Annotated in this window: 17 protein-coding genes, 1 pseudogene and 1 riboswitch; of the genes and pseudogenes, 10 read left to right on the top strand and 8 right to left on the bottom strand. The window is 39.6% G+C overall.

The features are described 5' to 3' along the window. Positions 1–21: 21 nt before the first annotated feature. A complete protein-coding gene (locus tag NSQ71_RS06295; protein ID WP_063386411.1) occupies positions 22–1,065 on the bottom strand; it encodes an LLM class flavin-dependent oxidoreductase in 1,044 nt (347 codons plus the stop codon). Positions 1,066–1,643: 578 nt separating this feature from the next. Here NSQ71_RS06295 and NSQ71_RS06300 point away from each other — a divergent pair. Then, positions 1,644–1,838 carry a hypothetical protein gene (locus NSQ71_RS06300; protein WP_063386410.1) on the top strand — a complete coding sequence of 65 codons (195 nt, stop codon included), beginning with the start codon at positions 1,644–1,646 and terminating at the stop codon, positions 1,836–1,838. A gap of 85 nt (positions 1,839–1,923) precedes the next feature. Here NSQ71_RS06300 and NSQ71_RS18505 read toward each other — a convergent pair. Then, positions 1,924–2,052 (bottom strand): annotated as a pseudogene (locus NSQ71_RS18505) (ATP-binding cassette domain-containing protein); the annotation flags it as partial. Between the two features lie 835 nt (positions 2,053–2,887). Further along, positions 2,888–2,976: riboswitch (cyclic di-GMP riboswitch) on the top strand. Between the two features lie 515 nt (positions 2,977–3,491). Between NSQ71_RS18505 and NSQ71_RS06310 the strand changes: the two are divergent. The 6 genes from NSQ71_RS06310 to NSQ71_RS06335 all read left to right on the top strand — a co-directional run bounded on the left by NSQ71_RS06310 (position 3,492) and on the right by NSQ71_RS06335 (position 10,106). After that, positions 3,492–4,760, top strand: coding sequence for a methyl-accepting chemotaxis protein (locus tag NSQ71_RS06310; RefSeq protein WP_339211227.1), 1,269 nt, complete (start codon positions 3,492–3,494; stop codon positions 4,758–4,760). 427 nt (positions 4,761–5,187) lie between these two features. Next, on the top strand, positions 5,188–5,478 hold the full coding sequence (locus NSQ71_RS06315; RefSeq protein WP_063386407.1) for a hypothetical protein: 291 nt from the start codon (positions 5,188–5,190) through the stop codon (positions 5,476–5,478). Between the two features lie 66 nt (positions 5,479–5,544). Further along, complete coding sequence (locus NSQ71_RS06320; protein WP_063386406.1) at positions 5,545–5,853, top strand: hypothetical protein; 309 nt, start codon at positions 5,545–5,547, stop codon at positions 5,851–5,853. Between the two features lie 661 nt (positions 5,854–6,514). Beyond that, positions 6,515–7,393, top strand: a complete 879-nt coding sequence (locus tag NSQ71_RS06325; protein WP_311066496.1) for an IS982-like element ISGth1 family transposase — start codon at positions 6,515–6,517, stop codon at positions 7,391–7,393. 84 nt (positions 7,394–7,477) lie between these two features. Continuing rightward, the gene (locus NSQ71_RS06330) at positions 7,478–9,055 is read left to right on the top strand and encodes a type I restriction-modification system subunit M (protein WP_130156735.1); all 1,578 of its coding nucleotides are present in this window, start codon (positions 7,478–7,480) and stop codon (positions 9,053–9,055) included. 244 nt (positions 9,056–9,299) lie between these two features. Beyond that, the gene (locus tag NSQ71_RS06335; protein ID WP_311067084.1) at positions 9,300–10,106 is read left to right on the top strand and encodes a hypothetical protein; all 807 of its coding nucleotides are present in this window, start codon (positions 9,300–9,302) and stop codon (positions 10,104–10,106) included. Positions 10,107–10,237: 131 nt separating this feature from the next. Here the strand turns inward: NSQ71_RS06335 and NSQ71_RS06340 are convergent, their stop codons facing one another. Together NSQ71_RS06340 and NSQ71_RS06345 are read right to left on the bottom strand one after the other, a co-directional pair. After that, positions 10,238–10,531 (bottom strand): YxcD family protein, encoded by a 294-nt coding sequence (locus NSQ71_RS06340; RefSeq protein WP_311067085.1) that lies wholly within the window; start codon positions 10,529–10,531, stop codon positions 10,238–10,240. Then, positions 10,519–10,953 carry a hypothetical protein gene (locus NSQ71_RS06345; RefSeq protein WP_117017355.1) on the bottom strand — a complete coding sequence of 145 codons (435 nt, stop codon included), beginning with the start codon at positions 10,951–10,953 and terminating at the stop codon, positions 10,519–10,521. Before NSQ71_RS06345 ends, NSQ71_RS06340 begins: the two co-directional genes overlap by 13 nt. A gap of 347 nt (positions 10,954–11,300) precedes the next feature. On the opposite strand from NSQ71_RS06345, the gene cydD reads away from it, so the two are divergent. After that, positions 11,301–13,034: a thiol reductant ABC exporter subunit CydD gene (cydD, locus tag NSQ71_RS06350; protein WP_340733398.1), complete on the top strand. Its 1,734-nt coding sequence runs from the start codon at positions 11,301–11,303 to the stop codon at positions 13,032–13,034. Further along, on the top strand, positions 13,031–14,752 hold the full coding sequence (gene cydC / locus NSQ71_RS06355) for a thiol reductant ABC exporter subunit CydC (RefSeq protein WP_340733400.1): 1,722 nt from the start codon (positions 13,031–13,033) through the stop codon (positions 14,750–14,752). The genes cydD and cydC overlap by 4 nt, the downstream gene beginning before the upstream one ends. A gap of 64 nt (positions 14,753–14,816) precedes the next feature. Here the strand turns inward: cydC and cydS are convergent, their stop codons facing one another. The 4 genes from cydS to NSQ71_RS06370 all read right to left on the bottom strand — a co-directional run bounded on the left by cydS (position 14,817) and on the right by NSQ71_RS06370 (position 17,858). After that, on the bottom strand, positions 14,817–14,924 hold the full coding sequence (cydS, locus tag NSQ71_RS18510; RefSeq protein ID WP_445684685.1) for a cytochrome bd oxidase small subunit CydS: 108 nt from the start codon (positions 14,922–14,924) through the stop codon (positions 14,817–14,819). 13 nt (positions 14,925–14,937) lie between these two features. Continuing rightward, positions 14,938–15,957, bottom strand: coding sequence for a cytochrome d ubiquinol oxidase subunit II (locus tag NSQ71_RS06360; RefSeq protein ID WP_063386398.1), 1,020 nt, complete (start codon positions 15,955–15,957; stop codon positions 14,938–14,940). After that, complete coding sequence (locus NSQ71_RS06365) at positions 15,954–17,261, bottom strand: cytochrome ubiquinol oxidase subunit I (RefSeq protein WP_375338803.1); 1,308 nt, start codon at positions 17,259–17,261, stop codon at positions 15,954–15,956. The genes NSQ71_RS06360 and NSQ71_RS06365 overlap by 4 nt, the downstream gene beginning before the upstream one ends. Before the next feature lie 402 nt (positions 17,262–17,663). Further along, complete coding sequence (locus NSQ71_RS06370) at positions 17,664–17,858, bottom strand: hypothetical protein (RefSeq protein WP_339211236.1); 195 nt, start codon at positions 17,856–17,858, stop codon at positions 17,664–17,666. Between the two features lie 153 nt (positions 17,859–18,011). Here NSQ71_RS06370 and NSQ71_RS06375 point away from each other — a divergent pair, with 153 nt between their 5' ends. Next, complete coding sequence (locus NSQ71_RS06375) at positions 18,012–18,308, top strand: DUF3219 family protein (protein ID WP_094245447.1); 297 nt, start codon at positions 18,012–18,014, stop codon at positions 18,306–18,308. The last annotated feature ends 27 nt before the right edge of the window (positions 18,309–18,335 follow it).

Below are 18,335 nucleotides of genomic sequence, written 5' to 3' on the forward strand. Positions count from 1 at the left end.
GCTTCTTTTAGCGGATATCGGTTACGGTTTCCGATTTGTGCGGGCAATTTCCCGCTTGACGGCCGGTGCCACTTTAGTACCCAGCAGTTCGATGGCACGCAACACTTTTTTGTGCGGCAGCGTGCCGACGGTCAATTGCAGAAGGAAGCGATCGTGGCCGAAAATTTCATGCTGGAACAAGATTTTTTCGATCACTTGCTCAGGGCTGCCGACAAAATTGGCGCCCCGTAAGGAAAGAGAGAACTCGAACTGCTCCCGGGTCAATGGCGGCCAACCGCGTTCCCGTCCCAGCCGATCCATCATCGTTTTAAACGCTGGAAATGCAATGTCAGCTGCTTCCTGCGACGAATCGGCGATAAAACCATGTGAATTGATACTGAGGTGTGGCGTTTCGTGCCCCGCCTTTTGCGCTGCCTCCCGGTGTAATTGAGCAAAGGGCGCGAACCGTTCGGGCAGACCACCGATGATGCCCAGTGCCATCGGAAGACCGAGCATGCCTGCACGGACGGCCGACTCCGGGGTTCCTCCAACGGCTATCCAAACCGGAAGCGGATTTTGCAGGGGCCGCGGATAGATCCCTAGATTGTCCAGCGACGGACGATGCTTTCCCGCCCATGTGACCCGTTCGGATTCTCGCAGTTTGAGCAGCAGATCAAGCTTTTCTTCAAAAAGCTCGTCATAATCTTTCAGGTCGTAGCCAAAAAGGGGAAAGGATTCGATAAACGAACCGCGGCCGACCATGATTTCAGCGCGGCCTTGAGTGAGCAGGTCCAAGGTGGCAAATTGTTGAAACACCCTCACCGGATCGTCAGAGCTTAAGACGTTTACTGCACTGGTCAACCGAATGCGTTTGGTGCGGGTCCCGGCAGCGGCAAGCACTACCGCTGGAGCCGATACGGTGTAGTCGGGACGATGATGTTCACCAATGCCGAACACATCCAGTCCGACTTGATCGGCTAGTTCAATTTCCTCCATCAAGTTTTGCAGCCGTTCCCCCGGGCTGATCAATTGACCGGTTTCCGGATCAACCGTCCGTTCTCCAAATGTGTAAATGCCGATTTCCATCCGTTGGCCCCTCCTTTGATTACTGTTCGTTCATACCGATGTTAGATTTATCTTACCCTATTTATTCGACGCCAGGCAATAAAAAGGGCTTAAGGCAGCAATCGCCTTTCCTCAAGGGTGTTTTGCTATGGATGGGAAGTTCGTTTCGGGCGATTTTATCGTAAAAAAAATTTAGCTGACAGGGAAGACGAGATGCCCCAAGATTTTTCCCTAATTCGCTTATGGAGAGGGAATGCTGGTGTGTTTGTCGCTGCCCCAACGTTTTTGATTCATTAGCGGAACGGGAAAACCGCACGGTGCTTTTCATATCCGTTGTTCGCTTCCAGACTGGGAATAACGCCTGTCTATTATCCAAAAGCATTTTTCTCCCGGAAACGGGCATTTTTGCGGAACCCCAAAATCATGACGTATCTTCATAGAGGCTTCTTTAGAATGCTGAGAGCGGAGGGATTCTTTCTTCCATCTATTTAAAATAAATCTTGACGTTTGCCGGATATCCAACATATGCCCATACAAAAGCCGTGACGAATGCATAAAAAATATTGAGATGTAAATTGTTACAACGGGAGGTATGGAAAATGTACCCGGAACGTCAATTTTTCGGAAGGAGACCCTTTTTCTTCGGAGGGCGGAACCCCTTTTTCTTCGGTGCGCCGTTTTTTGGCGGCTTGCTCGGCGGCTTTTTAGGTAGTGCACTGGTAGGACCGCGGCCATATCCGTTTTATCCGCCGTATTACGGAGGATTTTATGGCGGTTATCCGTACTATTGGTAAACGAAAATTTTTTCGACGAGCTGTCTTAAACGGTCATTTTAGAATGACTTTAAGGCGGCTTTTTTTATCCGCAGATTGCAAGATGTAATTCGGGATCAAAGGCAGATGTCGATTCATCATATAACATCGCTTTTGGTTCCATAGCAAGCTCTTGTGCAATTGCCACGCGCTGTTGTTGTCCTCCGGAAAGTTGACTTGGATAATAGTTCATTTTTTCAGCTAAAATCAACTTTTTTAAAATAATTCTCCGCAGTTTTACGAGCGGCTTCCTAGGAATTGTTGAGGGCTTTATCTGTACCAGCCATTTCGTCACCATTGGAGCATCGAAGAGCCATTCTTATTTCTTTTCAAAGAGCAGCTACATGCTTTTCATTAAAAAAATAATGTCCAACTATTTTAACTGTTCCTGATGTAGAAAGACATCTTATTCTATTGGGATATGCCCTGTATAGATTAAAATTCATAACTGTACCAAGCTTAAGGTTAAGGCAAAAATTTATGTTCCATTTTTCTCTGCCATTCTTTTCTTAAACAGAGTATATTTTTCTATTTTAAGAGGTACAAAAATAATAACATGCTGATGAGTGTCAAGTCCCATAATCAGAGGTCATTCCCCGTCTGTATGTAAATCATCAATATTCTGGAAAAGCTTTCTCCGATAAGCCACAAAAATAAAGCGGACGGAAGAAAAAGAACAAGTTTTCTTCGTCCGCTTTTTGTATTGTTTTTTATTAAAAGTGGTTGGCTTTGTGTCATAGCTTCTGTCATGTAGAGAATAAATTGAAAAATTTACTGCCTTCCATAGGTCTTTTGTCTTCACCAATAAAGAAATCAAGAAGCTGACTATTATACGTTGGCTTGTTACTAATCAATTGATCCTAAATTTCTCGTGATTAACAGGCTAATTGTCATACATTCGATTAAAACTTTTTGCCTATCAATTTTAAAAATAGTTCATTTTAACTATACCATTTTCACTATAAAATTTGTTATACAATTAAGTAAGAGGTATTATTTGATAAATTCCTTCAAATTTCTACAAAAATATAATTTTGTTTCGGCAAACTACTCGAAAGGGTAGGACGCAAAGCTAAAGGGGCTAAATCTATTTTGATAGACATGCCAGCCAGCTGCCCTTCCTATAAAGAATGGTTTTGATTCTTTTTAAGAAGGTTATTAGCGGATGTATTGTCTATTCAACTGCCCTCTTTAGAATTTTTAAGGGCAGTTTTTTTATTTTTACATAGGAAAGGAGGCTTGGTGATGGAGTAAAATAAAAATACATATTTGGCAAAGTTCATTCTATTGGCCCATTGTAAAAACATCTCAATCGGTCTAAACCCTCTGTGTCAAAAGGGAGTATGAATTTCCCAGGGAATATTCCTGAAATTGATTTACTTCAACGCCTTCCCGGAATTTCATCTACTGATTAAACAGATTAGTGGTAGTAATAGTTAAGGAAGTAGATGTAGGAAATATTTCATGCATTAAAAGAAGTAATCGACATCAACGAAGAGCAACTCCAACCCTACACCTACTATTCCCCAAAACTATAAAAAAATTTTTTGTTAAACCACAAAATTATCCAATTGATTCAGTTTTGTTTGAAATTGGTAAAAATCACTAAAATAAAACGGTGTAAGGAGGACAATAATGAAAAGTCTGCGATTAAAGATTATTAGTGGATTTGTCGTTGTTATTTTATTATTTACTACCGCAGCAATTTTTGATTTAAATCAACTTGGACATTTAACTGCAGATGGAACAGGAACAGGAAATACATTTGTGCTAACTGTTATTATTTCTGTTCTTGTCAGCTTGACGATTGCAATTGTTCTTTCGAATCGGATTGTAAAACCAATTTTCCAAGTAGTAGATCGTATGAAAATGGTGGCAGAAGGAGATTTGTCTGCAAAGCTGCTTGAAACAAAATCGAAAGATGAGATTGGTCAATTAGTTCAATCAATGAATGAAATGATTTTAAACTTGAGAAATGTTGTTGGGGAAGTAAGAAACACTGCAGAACAAGTAGCTGCATCTTCTGAAGAATTAACAGCAAGTGCCGATCAGACAACAGTTGCAACAGAACAAGTTGCTTCTGTCATTCAACAAGTAGCAAGCGGAGCTGAAACACAGACGAATGGAATAGAACGAAATGCTGCTTCTTTAGAAGAAATTGCACAAGGGGTTATCCGTGTTGCAGATAGTTCTAATCAGGTTGCAGAGCTTGCAAAACAAACTTCTCAGCAAGCTGAAGATGGTGAAGGTTCCGTTGTACGTACAGTTGACCAAATGAATTCAATCTATAAATTAGTTAAAGAGACTGATAGCATGGTTAAGTCTTTATATGAACGATCAAAAGAAATTAGTAAAATTCTTGATGTAATTAGTGGAATTGCCGATCAAACGAATCTTCTCTCTTTAAATGCGGCAATTGAAGCAGCAAGAGCGGGAGAGCATGGAAATGGTTTTGCGGTCGTAGCCGATGAAGTGCGGAAACTAGCTGAACAATCTCAGGCATCAGCAAAGCAAATAGCTGATTTAATCTTAAGAATCCAAAGCGATACAGAAAACTCTGTTAAAGCTATGACAGAAGTAACACATAACGTCGAAAATGGTCTTGAGATCACGAAGGAAACATCTGAAAAATTTGCTCAAATCGTTCAAAATATGAAGGATATTGCACCGCAAATTGAGGATATTTCTTCAATTGCTCAACAAGTCTCAGCGGAAGTAGAAGAAATAACATCTACAGCGGATGAACTTACAACAATAGCAAAAGAAAACGCAGCAACATCCGAACAAGTAGCAGCGTCTACAGAGGAACAACTAGCTTCGATGGAGGAAATAACTTCTTCAGCAAAAATGCTTGCAACAATGGCAGAAGGAATGCAAGAATTAGTTCATAAATTCAAGCTATAAAATGGGGAATACAGCCCCATTTTATAGAACATAAGCATTCCGGATGCTGCCGTCTGTTGCTTATACCGTAGTTTATAGAATATAAACCTTCGAGATGATTCAAATAAATCTGAGAATGAATATAAAACAAATATTTAGGCAATGAAAGAATCGTTGCCTCAGCTGATTTTATGGACTTCAGAATTTTGAACTTCAGCTTTTGAATGCTCATTTATGATGTTGTGAAATCTTTTCCGTATCGCCCAGCACCTTGCCTCCAAAAATTCCATTCGTGCCGTTCTGCATGAGTGATTCGTTTATTTCGACCTTTCTAACTTTCCCGCCGCATCTTTTTGAAAAAAATCCATGTTTTCACTAGAATATTTGACCAGTAAATTATTTCATTATGAATACTATATTGACAAAAGCAAGAAAGGTGGTGAAACGAATGAGTGTATGGTATCCAGACAAAGAAGAGAATAGACGCTCCGATTCAGAAAAACGTGCGAACGCAAAGGCAAAAGCTGATGTAGATTTTAAAAGTGACGTTGATGTGGATACGGACAACGAATTAGAGAATAAATTAAAAAATATTGATCGTAACACAAATATTGCAAAAGTAAATAATAGCGGCAACTCAAAAGTGGAAATTGATATTCATGTTGATTCCGATTCAGATGCAAAAGTTCGGTCGAAAGCAGAATCTGATCAAGATCAAAACCAAGAGCAAAGAGATTAATTGAGCATAATTAAATGTGGGTGAGATGTCTTTTTTGTCCCACCTATAATATAGGGTGAGAATGTTATGGAACATTTAGATAAAGGAGAGTTCTCTTGGTTACGGAATGCTTCTACTCAAAGCCCTCAATCAAATAAATCTTCCATTGATTCGAGCGGTAATTCAGATGTAAATGTTGATGTAAATATTCAAGTTGATACGATACCCATTGCATTTGCCGTTCTTTACTATTTATTGGCTACTAAGCAATTATCGCACGAAGAGTTTGAGTTTGCTTTACGTAAATTATTGGAGACAACAAACAAGTATAAAAAGCTGAACCGTGACGGTTCTTCAAGAGTCAATTTGTTACATCCTAATGTATGGGGAAGGTAAAATAATAAAGGAGATTTTACTTTCCTTCATTTTTTTAAAGGGAAACATGACAGGTAACCTAGTTTTTTAAGTTTTATCGTTTGGGATTTATTTTAGCATTTGATCATTTCTGAAACTGTTATGATGATAGGGACGGTACGTTTTAAAAAAATGTGAAAATGCAAAAAATTGTAAGACTGTAAAGCATCTTCCTTTATTTGAATTCAGCCCGGGTTACGATCTAGTTATAAAATGGTGAGCACGTAAATGATCGAGAAGATTGGAAAAGAAAGCTGCTGTATGGATGCAGTGAAAGTTTAAAGATTTTGTAAATTAAATTTTTTTATCCCTTCAGCAAAAAGCACTGGCACGTTTTTCTTGATTAAAGCAGCATATGTAGAAAGGGTATTATTTTTTCAACCAAATTCAGAATTGATGAAGAACATAAATGCCCAAAAGTTTGCAGGAAGAGGATATCAATCGACAGTTCATATTGTGAAAATTCGAAAATTTATTTTGTTTCTTATTGCGGCCAAAGCATGGGCCGCTCTTTTGTTTTGAAAAAGAGGAAGACAGATTATACCCGTGGTGCTAGATAAAATCAGACAAGCATAAAAATAGCCCTTGCATGAGGATCTCCTTAAAATGAAAGTGCGACCAAACATTTAAAAGGAGAATTCACATGCAAGAGCACTTTCATTTTACAACAGATCGAGCCAAACTTCAAAAACAATATGTATCGATTTTGTGTTTTGTATCAGCTCAACTATCGAGTATCCAGATTCATCTTCAACGTCGAAATCTTCATTTGTTGAAACAGAAGGACGAGGTCATCATCGCCGTCCATGTCCTTGGAAAGTTGTTAGGCTTCACTTCCGAACGGGCTTGGCACCGGTTTGTGATCGGGAATTTGTTTTCCAAGGACTTGTTCCCTGAACGTTCTCGATACAACCGTCGCTGCCGAGCGCTTGGCTTTGCGATCAAGTGGATGCGGCACCAGCTGGCCAAGCGTGGACAACACCATGCGTATGCGGTCGTGGACAGTTTGCCGATCGAGCTGTGTCATTCATCCCGAATGTATCGCGCCAAACGGTTTCGTGGAATTGCGGATATTGGCTATTGTGCTTCGAAAAAGATCGCTTTCTATGGGTTGAAACTTCATCTGCAGGTCACCGACCAAGGGCTTCCGATGGGATATGTCGTCACTGAAGCGTCTTGTCACGATCGGGTGGCCGCTGAAACCGTCATGACGCAAATTCCACATCCATATAACCTAGGTGACAAAGGGTACATCAGCCAAAAACTGCAAAAGAAGCTGTACGAAGAGCATCGAGTCGCTTTTTGGACGCCCGTTCGAAAAAATCAGCGAATTCTCCAATCCGACGCATGGAAACAGTGGATGAAACGAAAACGCAAAGTGATTGAAACCGTGTTTTCGATTTTAGTCGATTCGTATCGGATCACCGAGATTCGAGCGAACTCGGTTTCTGGATTTGAAACGGCACTGGATGGTATTTTACTGGCTTACTCCCTTGTTGTTCTTGGGCTAGTTGAGCGTTAAGACTCAACTAGCACCACGGGTAGATTATGCTAAAATATTTTTAAAATACAATGAATCGACAGCAAGATTTAGAGGGGGAAAACCATGGCGGTTAAAGCAGAGATTGATTTCCAAAAAGAATTATTTGAAGCAGCTAATAAAATGCGCGGAAGCGTGGCTCCAGCTGACTATAAACATTATGTACTGCCGCTTATTTTTTTGCGCTATCTTTCGAATAAATATGAACAGAGCTGCAATGAGTTGGAGCAAATTTTTGCGGAAAATGAAGAAATGCAGCAAGGTTTCGTTTCAGATTCTCATCAATATAGAGATAAAAATGTGTTTGTCGTCCCGAAGGAAGCAAGCTGGCACTATATAATGAAAAATGCTAAACAGCCGAATATTAAAGAAATTCTCGATAATGCGATGAAGCGAATCGAGGAAGAAAACCCAGAATTGACAGGGGTGCTGCCGCAAATTTATCAAGGCTTGAACTTACCGGTAGAAAATGTTGCTGGATTAATTGAAATTTTTTCACGTGATGTGTTTAGTGGCAGCTCGGAAGACAGCATAGATATACTCGGTCGTACTTATGAGTATTTTATTAGTTCATTTGCTTCGTCAGAAGGGAACAGAGGCGGCGAGTTTTTTACCCCATCCTGTATTGTGGAATTGCTGGTGGAGATGCTTGAACCGAAAAGAGGTATCGTGTTTGATCCAGCGTGTGGAAGCGGTGGAATGTTTATTCAAAGCGGGAGGTATGCGCCGAATAAAAAGTCTCTTTTATTTTACGGACAGGAAAATGTCGTCACGACAGTACGTCTTGGAAAAATGAACGTATTGCTTCATGGCATCAATGCGGAAATACGGCTGGGAGATTCGCTGTTGAACGATCAATTTCCTGAATTAAAGGCTGATTATGTGATTGCCAACCCGCCGTTTAATCAAAAAGATTGGGGGGCGGACAGAATATCGAAAAGCGATCCGCGCTTGATCGGGCCTGTTACAAACAGCAATGCAAACTATATGTGGATGCAGCATTTCTTATACCATTTAAATGATGCAGGATCAGCAGGGTTTGTGATGGCAAATGGCGCAATGACAACTAATGTTAAGGAAGAAAAGGAAGTGCGGAAAATATTGGTGGATGAAGGGTACATCGATTGCGTTGTCCAATTGCCGGAAAAACTGTTTTTCACAACAGGCATACCGTGCTGTTTGTTCTTTTTAAGCAAAAACCGCGATGGAAAAAACGGTTACCGTGCTCGAAGAAACAAAATTTTGTTTATCGATGCCCGAAAAATGGGAAAGCCCGTCAGCCGCAAGCAAAAAGCATTGTCTAAAGAAGAAATTGATAAAATCGCATCAGTTTATCGAGCATTTAAATATGAACATGCAAAAAGCTGCGAAAATATTGAAGGTTTCTGTAAAATTGCAAAACTTGAAGAAGTACAACAAAACGACTACAAACTGACACCAAGCATGTACGTCGGAACAGAGGCAGAAGAAGAAGAAGAAGACATTCCTTTTGAGCAAAAAATAGCCGAACTAACGAAACGGTTGCTCGAACAATTTGAAGAATCGAACAAACTACAAGAAAAAATCAAACAAAACCTGGAGGAGCTGATGTATCGGAATGGGGAAAAGTCAAACTTAGTATTCAAAAGGGAAAAAAATGAATGATCTGAGAAAATGTGAAATTTTTTTATCGGTGCTTTCGAAAATTTCCTAATAAAGATTAATCGAGGAAAAAAGGTGGTATTAAGACCTTTCTGTCAGAGAAAAGTGTATTATAATCATTATAAAAGCAGAAGTTAATATGAAACTTTTTCTTCACAAAACCAAACATTTGTTCTATTATTTTATGTAGAAACGTTTAGAGGATAGATATTTGTTATTATAAAATGAATCATGATGGAGGTTTAATATGATGGAAGAAGCGTTAAAATTAATATTATCAGAGCTAAAAGAAATGAAAGAAGGACAATCCCGTTTAGCAGTCGAACAACAAGGTGTAAAGGAACAGCTGAAAGAGCTAAAAGAAGGTCAGTCTCGTTTAGCAGTTGAGCAAAAAGGTATGAAGGAGGAGCTGAAAGAGCTAAAAGAAGGTCAGTCTCGTTTAGCAGTTGAGCAAAAAGGTATGAAGGAAGAGCTGAAAGAGCTAAAGGAAGGTCAGTCTCGTTTAGCAGTTGAGCAAAAAGATATGAAGAAGGAGCTGAAAGAGCTAAAAGAAGGTCAGTCTCGTTTAGCAGTTGAGCAAAAAGATATGAAGAAGGAGCTGAAAGAGCTAAAAGAAGGTCAGTCTCGTTTAGCAGTTGAGCAAAAAGGTATGAAGGAAGAGCTGAAAGAGCTAAAGGAAGGTCAGTCTCGTTTAGCAGTTGAGCAAAAAGGTATGAAGGAGGAGCTGAAAGAACTAAAAGAAGGTCAGTCTCGTTTAGCAGTTGGGCAAAAAGATATGAAGGAAGAGCTGAAAGAACTAAGAGAAGGACAACACCGTTTGGCAGCCGAACAACAAGGTGTAAAGGAACAGCTGAAAGAGCTAAAAGAAGGACAATCCCGATTAGAAGTAAAAATGGAAAATATCGAACGAAAAATTACAGGAATCCCTAAAACTTTTGAGAATTTAGAACAATTTGTAGCACGTCAGCAGCGTGTGATTGAGGAATTGTCAGCACGTTCAGTTGAATACGGGGTAGAGATTAAAGAGATTCATCGCATTTTAAAAAATCAATAAAATAGAGTTTTTTTAGATTCAGAGTGGATTTTAATTGGAAACATGAAAAAGCGCCGAAACATTTTTCATAATGTTCCAGCGCAATCCATAGTCAGCCGAATTTGTGCTGATTATTTTTAAGGATTGTTCGTTTATCTTCCTTTGACGATGGCAATAATTCCTTCTTCATCATCCAACACAAGTTCAATCCCAGAGTACGGGTCTTCGTTTAAAAATTCATCGAGCCAAAGACGCAGAGCTTCGATGATGTTTGCGGTAATAAGTACTTGCTTTCGGTCGTTTACATACGCTTCGGCAGAAAAGCCGTAATCGTCGTCATACATCAGCTCCACTACAACTTCTTCCGGCTTTATTTGTTTTTTTCGGGAAATGTACACGCAGATGGCGTTAATAATATCTTGCTCCGGAATGATCAGCTTTTCCATGGGTTTGCAGCCTCTTTTTCTTTTTTATGTTTGATCAGGACGAAAATTTTGCGAATGATCGAGATGAGAATAACGATTGCCAGTAAATTAATGAATAAACCTAAAATTGAACCGAATATACCCATGTTTGCTAGCAGTCCGCCAAATAATAATCCGGCAAGCCCTCCTAACATAAGGCCTTTGAAAAATCCTCCTGATGAGAATGTGCCTTTGGAGGCGGCAGATTGATTTTTTGGAGTGTTTGCCTTTTTATCTTGGAAATTCGAACTGTTCGTTGTGGTATTTTTATTCAAATTGAAGCTTTTTTTCCCTGATTTGTATGACTTCGCCTCTACTATCGTTGGATGATCTTGAAAAACAACATTTCCAACAGGTGAAAAGATAAGCGCGAAAGTAAACAAAGCTGCTAATAATTTTTTCAATTTCGACTTCCCCCTATATGAAAGTATTTGTATTTTTGTGAACTCAGTTTCAATGTTATATACGATAGAAAATCAAATTAGTTTCACGATTTGATATCTTTCTATATAAACGAATGAAAATTTTTCTTTCATCTAAGCATGTTATTCACTATTACAATGCTGTAAACTAAGAATAGAAGACTTTTAAAAAATGGTGAGGCCGTTGTTTTACTTGAATATATTTTATCATGTACACTTGTTTAAAAGTATTTGCGAACTGTAAAACGTTTGGACTGCCATGTTAAAAGAGTTTCTTCAAGTTTCATCAAACGTATCTATGGACGTGTTTTTTTGGGAGGCATGAAAGGATGGTTCAGCTAAAAAAATTGGCTTTTAAGCAGAAAACAAAATTGATGTTGCTAATCGTGCTTGCTTTCATCTCTGGTGCTGCCATTATTGGACAAGCTTATTTTTTTGCGGCGATTGTCGATCGCATTTTCTTACAGAAACAGTCTTTTGCTGATGTTTTCCAGTTGCTTATAAGTTTGTTCATTGTTCTTTTGGCCAGAACTGCATCCCATTATTTCAGCGGTTTAACAGGAATTAAAATAGCGTCCAAAGTGAAAAAAGATCTTCGCCAATCTTTATTAAATAAATTTTCAAGCAACCCGCTGCAAGTATCGCTGCAAGGGAAAACAGGACAAAAAGCAAGTGTATTGCTGGATGCGGTAGATGAAATCGACAGCTACTTTAGCATTTATATTCCAAAGGCAGTTCAAACGTCGATCATACCTCTTCTCATTCTTTTCGTTGTGTTTGCTAGCCATCCATTTACTGGATTAATCATGGTGATCACAGCGCCATTTATACCGATATTCATGATCATCATTGGCTACAAAACGAAAAAGAAATCGGAGGAGCAAATGGAGAAAATGACCGCTTTATCGGGACATTTTCTTGACACTTTGCAAGGGCTGACAACCCTTAAGCTGTTCAACCGTGCGAAACAGCAGAAAGAAGCGATCAGAAAAAGCAGCCATGGCTTTCGGGATGCGACGATGGAAGTATTGAAAATTGCTTTTACCTCTTCTTTTATGCTGGAGTTCATTTCCATGCTTAGTATGGGATTGATTGCCCTTGATGTGGCGATTCGCTTAATTATTTTTCAAAACATTTCTTTTTTTACCGCGTTTTTCATGCTGATTCTAGCTCCTGAGTTTTATAATGCACTGAAAGATTTAGGAAGCGCCTTTCATGCAGGCAGGGGAAGTATGGGGGCGGCAAGAAAGATTGAAGAGGAGCTAAATGCAATCGGAAAGCCAGTAAAATGGGGGAAGGCATTTTTGCCAAAAGATGAAGGTCCGCCAGCCATTCGTATAGAAGGAGCGGGATTTCGTTACGAGGGAGATAGGTTTGCCTTAAAAAATATAAATGCTGAAATCCGCCCGTTTGAGCAAGTGGCAATTGTCGGAAAGAGCGGCGCTGGGAAATCGACTTTATTACATGTGATTGCAGGTCTTGTTCCGCTTACTGAAGGGGAAATTTATGTGAATGGAATTCGGCGGTCTGATTTGAACGAAAAGAGCTGGTTCAATGAAATCAGCTATATTTCGCAAAATCCGTATCTTTTTTCTGGAACGATTGCGGAAAATATCGCTTTGGGAGGAAAACTCGATGCAACGAGAGAGGAAATCGAACAAGCAGCCGAAAAGGCAGGAATTTTAAAGCTTGTCCAATCACTTGAAAATGGTTTTGATACACCTATTGGAGAAGGAGGAAGGGGAATTTCCGGAGGGGAAAAACAACGAATTGCACTGGCACGAGCGTTTTTGAAAAAACCATCCATTATATTGTTTGATGAGCCGACGACTGGACTGGATCTTCAAACAGAACAAATTTTGCAGGATTCCATCAAAGAATTAGCTCAATCTTCCACCGTCATTACCGTCGCTCATCGGCTTTATACTATTATAAATGCGGATAAAATTCTTTTTTTGGAAAATGGAGAACTCATCGCATCCGGAACACATAAAGAATTGCTGGAATCAGTTGAAGCGTACAAGAAAATGACAACGCTCCAACAGGGAGGCATGGCAAAATGAAAGATTTGCTTTTTATTACAAAGCTGACATTAACAGAAAAGAAAGATCTTTTTTTGTCCATTCTCTTCGGATTTATAACAGGAATCGCGACAGTGAGTTTGTTTGCTTCAAGCGGCTATTTGATTTCTAAAGCAGCTCTTACACCGCCAATTTACACGCTGACTGTTTTCATAGCGTGTATAAAACTGTTAGGGTTTATCAGTGCAGGTAGCCGTTACGGGGAGCGTTATTTTTCTCATCGCGCCACATTCAATATATTAAGCCGGTTGCGAGTTTCTTTTTTTGAAAAGCTAGAGCCATTGGTGCCCGCGATTTTTCTTAAATATCGGAGCGGAGATCTCCTCTCCAGAATTGTCGGCGATGTGGAAACGCTGCAAAACTTCTTTTTGCGTGTTTTTTATCCGCCGATCGTATCCACTCTCATATTTTTATGGACCATTTTTTTCACTTCGTTCTTTTCCTTTTATATTGCCTTGTTGTTATGTATCGGTTTGATTTTCACCACTGTCCTAATTCCGGCTTACTTTGCTTTCAGACTAAAAAAAGTAGAGCATCATGTTCGGCAAAGCCGCGGGAATTTATCGACAGAAGTTACGGAGTTTTTTTATGGGTTTCGCGATTTAAAAATTTATCAACAGCTTGAGCATAAACAAGAGAAGCTTACCCAACGCTCCGATGCTTATTTGAAAGAACAGGAACGTGAAGCAATCCATAACCTCTTCAGTCAATCTGTCAATACGTTTGTATCTTTAATTGTCTCTTGGATTATTCTTTTGCTTGGCGTCTATTTCGTTGCAGACGGTCAATTAGATGGTATTTTTCTTGCCATGCTTGTAATGATTTCATTAACTGTTTTTGAACATGCGGCACCGATGGCTGCTTTTCCAAGTTATTTAGAGGACAGCCGCCAAGCTGCTGCAAGACTATCAGACGCCACGCATCAAGACTCTTCTGTAAAAACGTCTGATGAGAAAGAAATGAAGGAGCTTCCCGGTCAACAAGCTCCATCAATTGTCATGGAGAATGTCACCTTTCATTTATTTGGTGAAATTTTAAAAAATGTTTCAATTACATTTCCGGCAGGATCGAAAACAGCCATTGTCGGACCTAGTGGTTCGGGCAAATCGACCTTGCTGGCCCTTTTATTAAAAATTTATAAAAACTATCAAGGGGTGATTCGGATCAACGGCATCCCGATCGATCAATTAGATGACGATAGCCTTTGGAAAAATGCGAACGTTATTTTGCAGGACAACCACTTTTTCTACGGTACCGTTCGCGATAACCTAATGATTGCTAGAGATACAGTGCTTGACGAAGATTTGGAAGATGTGCTGAAAAAGGTGAAGCTTGACTATCTTTCTTTGGCCGATCCGTTGTTAGAAAGAGGAGGAAATTTATCAGGCGGGGAAAAGCAAAGACTGGCGATCGCCAGGGTATTGTTGAAAAAAGCTCCGCTATGGATACTTGATGAACCGACATCATTTTTGGATGCTTTAACGGAACAGTCTATTTATCATCATCTGTTTGAAGCTGCTAAAAATGATACCGTCATCCTTGTCAGTCATCGTCTGGCCGGACTGGAAAACATGGATCAAATTATCGTTATGGACGAAGGAGCTGTTGTAGAAGCGGGAACCTACAAAGAATTGATGAACAAAAAAGGATACTTTTATCAAATGAAGCAAATTGAACAAAGTGTCTTTACAGCAAATTAAAGAAAGCCGACATGGAGCAAACTGTCGGCTTTTTTTCGATTGATTTCTAAGCTTGCTTCAATTTTTATCCTCTTTTGGATATGGGCTCATCTTTCACTGCTGTCCAAAATGATAAAGCTGCAGCAGCGAATAGCACGAGAAAGGGGGCAAACGTAATTAAAAAAGTCTTCATCGTTCCACACTCCTTATTTTGCGTTTTGCCCTTTCACATAATCTTTATCGAACAGAAACAGTTTTATTAGTAAATAAAGGGAAGGGAGCAAAAGGGCTAATCCTAAAATAAAAACGATGATCAGGGAAATGGCCATAGCTTCGTTTGTAAAACTGTCATAAATGGACAAATATGGATAAAGCAAGTACGGATAATGGGAGATTCCATATCCAAAGAAAGCTAACAGAAATTGACCTACTAACAATCCGAATGCCAATCCATAATTTTTTCTTTTCCAAATGAGCCAGACAGTCCCGACATATAAAAGAAACGATAAAGCGAACATCCACCATAAATTAAGGATGCGTTCAAAATGCTCTTGGTTGTGATAGCTCAGTTCATAAATGATGCCGCAAGCTGTTATGATTAAAGGAAATGCCCAGAAAAGAGCATATTTTCTCATTAAATTCGTTGCGTCTGTATCACCAGTTTGATTCGCGTACCATGTAAGAAAAACAGCTGAAATATAAAGGACGGCCGTAATACTTAAAACGACGATGCTCCAAGATAATGGGCTTTTAAATAATGCTACGTAGTTTAAAACTGGATGCTCATCCACCATCGAGACAAATCCGCCTTCAGAAATGGCTAAGACGACAGATAATGATGCAGGGATCAATAATCCAGACAATCCATACATAAAGGCATACCCTTTATGTCCTTTTGATGAATACGTTTCAAATGCGTAATAAGACCCGCGAATGGCAAGCAAAATAATCGCAATGCTTCCCGGAACAAGGAGAGTTGTCCCATAATAAAATGCGGTTTTTGGGAAAAAACCGACAATCCCAACAAAGAAGAAAACGAAAAATACATTGGTTACCTCCCAAACGGGAGACAGGTAGCGTTGAATAATTTTGGACAATATATGCTGCTTGCCACTCAAAATGCTGTAAGCATTAAAGAATCCAGCGCCGTAATCAATGGATCCAACGATCACATAGCCGAACAAAAAGATCCAAAGGACGGATATCCCAATAATCTCCAAGCTCATGACTGCTCACCGCCTAATCGATTTTCAAGCTCTCTTTCCACCGGATTATTTTTAAACAACCGGCGAAGAATCACAATCGTGCCGATTCCTAAAATCAAATACAAAATGGCAAAAAGAATGAGCATAAGACCTACATGGCCGCTTGAAGTTGCTGCTTCACCCGTTGTCATAATTCCGCGAAGGATCCAAGGCTGACGGCCAAATTCAGTCAACCACCAGCCAGCCTCAATCGCGATAAAAGATAGAGGCCCTCCGAGCACAATGAGCATGCGGAACCATTTTTGGTTGATGAAAGCCCATCCGCGCTTCACTCCAATCCAATAGATAAGTGCTAATAAAATCATGAAAACGCCAATGGCTACCATAATATCAAAAAAATAATGAATATAAAGCGGAGGAGATTCAAAATTTGAAAATTGGTCTAGTCCGATAACTTCTGCATTTGGATCTCCATGCGCCAAAATACTGAGCAAATATGGGAATTTAAGTGCATATTTAATGTTTTGTTCGTCATCTAAAATACCAAACATGACTAGAGGAGCATTTCCTTCTGTTTCAAAATGCCATTCCGCTGCCGCCAATTTCTCTGGCTGGTACTCAGCTAAATATTTGCCGGAAAAATCTCCGATAACAGCTGTTGCAATGGAGAAAATCAGTCCTATTTTCATAGTTAAAAACAAGGCTTTTTTATGATAAACATGGTTGGAGCCTTTTAATAATTGGAATGCTGCAATAGATGCCAGCGTAAAGGCGGCTGTCATAAAGGCGGTTGCGACTACGTGTGCGACTTTTGTCGGCATGGCCGGGTTAAAAATCGCACCCAGCGGATTGACATTGATGAGTTCACCATTTACAATGTCAAACCCTTGCGGCGCATTCATAAAAGAGTTGACGATGGTAATAAAAAAGGCAGAAAAGGCGGCGCCAAGGGAGACAGGAATCAGAAAGAGCAGGTGCTTCCGCTGATTTTTAAATCGTTCCCAAGTGTACATATAAATTCCGAGAAAGATTGCTTCAAAGAAAAAAGCAAATACTTCCATAAAAAGTGGCAATGCGATCACATTTCCGGCAAGTTCCATAAAATTCGGCCAGAGCAATGACAGCTGGAGTCCAATCGCAGTTCCTGTTACAACGCCGACAGCTACGGTGATGACATACCCCCGCGCCCAACGTCTAGCCATTAAAAGATAATGTTCGTCATTTTTTTTGATCCCAACCCACTGGGCAATCATGATCATCAACGGAACGCCTACCCCAATGGTTGCGTAAATAGCGTGAAAAGAAAGTGTAAGGATAGTCAGCATTCGACTGCTGAATACGGGGTCTTCAAATAACAATTTTATTTCCTCCTTTTGAATGGGATAAATCTTTGAAACCGGTCATGAGTATATGATCAGGATGAACCAATACAATATGATTTCATTTTACTTTATAAAAATGTGCTTTTTGTCAATTCTCTTTGACAAATGTATATATAGAGAATGAAAAATATGTGAACATTGGCTCTTTTCGCTTAGTTTATGCCATATTATAGCATTTTAGGCAGCCTGTACCATCTGGAAAATCTGAAAAAATCAGCATTGCTCAACATATGTTTGTACAAATATTTAAAGAATATACATGATTTTCAAATCATATCGGATTATCTGCCTGGTTAAGAAAATATAGGGTTAAGTCCTGTGAAAAAAATCCATGTTTTCCCTAGCTTAAAAAGCCTGAAAGCAGCCAATAAGATTCTGTTTATGTTTGGCTGCGAAATTGGCAGAACGTTTGAATCCGTAATCGAACGGATTGTTGCTGCCGCCTCTAAATGTATATTTTTTTGGCAAACAAAAATACGGCTGCAGTTCATCTTGACTATATAAAATCAAAAATGTTACATAGTCCGTTCTAAATCGCACGGTTTTTTAGCTCCAGTTCATCCAGGCTAAATAGAGTCAAAAAAATGACAGCTTCGAATTTTTTGTTGTATATTCATAAGCATGCTAGTTTGTGGGCAGGAAGCATTCGTGCTATGATTTTTTGTAAACAGCTGCCAAGGAGGGATGGATCGTATGGTGAAGAAAGTAATATTGAATGGTGTAGAGATACAAGTTGAGGAGTATGAAGAGGAAGTGGTTCATCAACCAAACGGTGAGCCATTACATAAAATTCGTTTTGCTTTTAAGGTGAGAAGCGATGAATATCATGATATTACGACGCTGCTGTATCAGCAAACGTTTGATGTGTCAGTTCCTGAAAGAGACCTGAACTTTAGGGGGACGATACAAAATTATTCCACTTCTGTGACGAATTTGTATAAAAAAAATCAGGTTGGTGATTTTCGATTAGAATTAATTGAGACGATTTAACAATGATTGTTTCAATGGCGTAATCCC

The sequence above is a fragment of the Aeribacillus sp. FSL M8-0235 genome (assembly GCF_038000355.1).
Lineage (GTDB): Bacteria > Bacillota > Bacilli > Bacillales > Aeribacillaceae > Aeribacillus > Aeribacillus composti.

Coding starts and splice junctions, on each gene's coding strand:
- cydS (WP_445684685.1), bottom strand. CDS start 14,924: ATGAAGACTTTTTTAATTACGTTTGCCCCCTTTCTCGTGCTATTCGCT.
- NSQ71_RS06300 (WP_063386410.1), top strand. CDS start 1,644: ATGTACCCGGAACGTCAATTTTTCGGAAGGAGACCCTTTTTCTTCGGA.
- NSQ71_RS06330 (WP_130156735.1), top strand. CDS start 7,478: ATGGCGGTTAAAGCAGAGATTGATTTCCAAAAAGAATTATTTGAAGCA.
- NSQ71_RS06360 (WP_063386398.1), bottom strand. CDS start 15,957: ATGAGCTTGGAGATTATTGGGATATCCGTCCTTTGGATCTTTTTGTTC.
- NSQ71_RS06365 (WP_375338803.1), bottom strand. CDS start 17,261: ATGCTGACTATCCTTACACTTTCTTTTCACGCTATTTACGCAACCATT.
- NSQ71_RS06320 (WP_063386406.1), top strand. CDS start 5,545: ATGGAACATTTAGATAAAGGAGAGTTCTCTTGGTTACGGAATGCTTCT.
- cydD (WP_340733398.1), top strand. CDS start 11,301: ATGGTTCAGCTAAAAAAATTGGCTTTTAAGCAGAAAACAAAATTGATG.
- cydC (WP_340733400.1), top strand. CDS start 13,031: ATGAAAGATTTGCTTTTTATTACAAAGCTGACATTAACAGAAAAGAAA.
- NSQ71_RS06295 (WP_063386411.1), bottom strand. CDS start 1,065: ATGGAAATCGGCATTTACACATTTGGAGAACGGACGGTTGATCCGGAA.
- NSQ71_RS06315 (WP_063386407.1), top strand. CDS start 5,188: ATGAGTGTATGGTATCCAGACAAAGAAGAGAATAGACGCTCCGATTCA.
- NSQ71_RS06340 (WP_311067085.1), bottom strand. CDS start 10,531: ATGGAAAAGCTGATCATTCCGGAGCAAGATATTATTAACGCCATCTGC.
- NSQ71_RS06335 (WP_311067084.1), top strand. CDS start 9,300: ATGATGGAAGAAGCGTTAAAATTAATATTATCAGAGCTAAAAGAAATG.
- NSQ71_RS06375 (WP_094245447.1), top strand. CDS start 18,012: ATGGTGAAGAAAGTAATATTGAATGGTGTAGAGATACAAGTTGAGGAG.
- NSQ71_RS06325 (WP_311066496.1), top strand. CDS start 6,515: ATGCAAGAGCACTTTCATTTTACAACAGATCGAGCCAAACTTCAAAAA.
- NSQ71_RS06310 (WP_339211227.1), top strand. CDS start 3,492: ATGAAAAGTCTGCGATTAAAGATTATTAGTGGATTTGTCGTTGTTATT.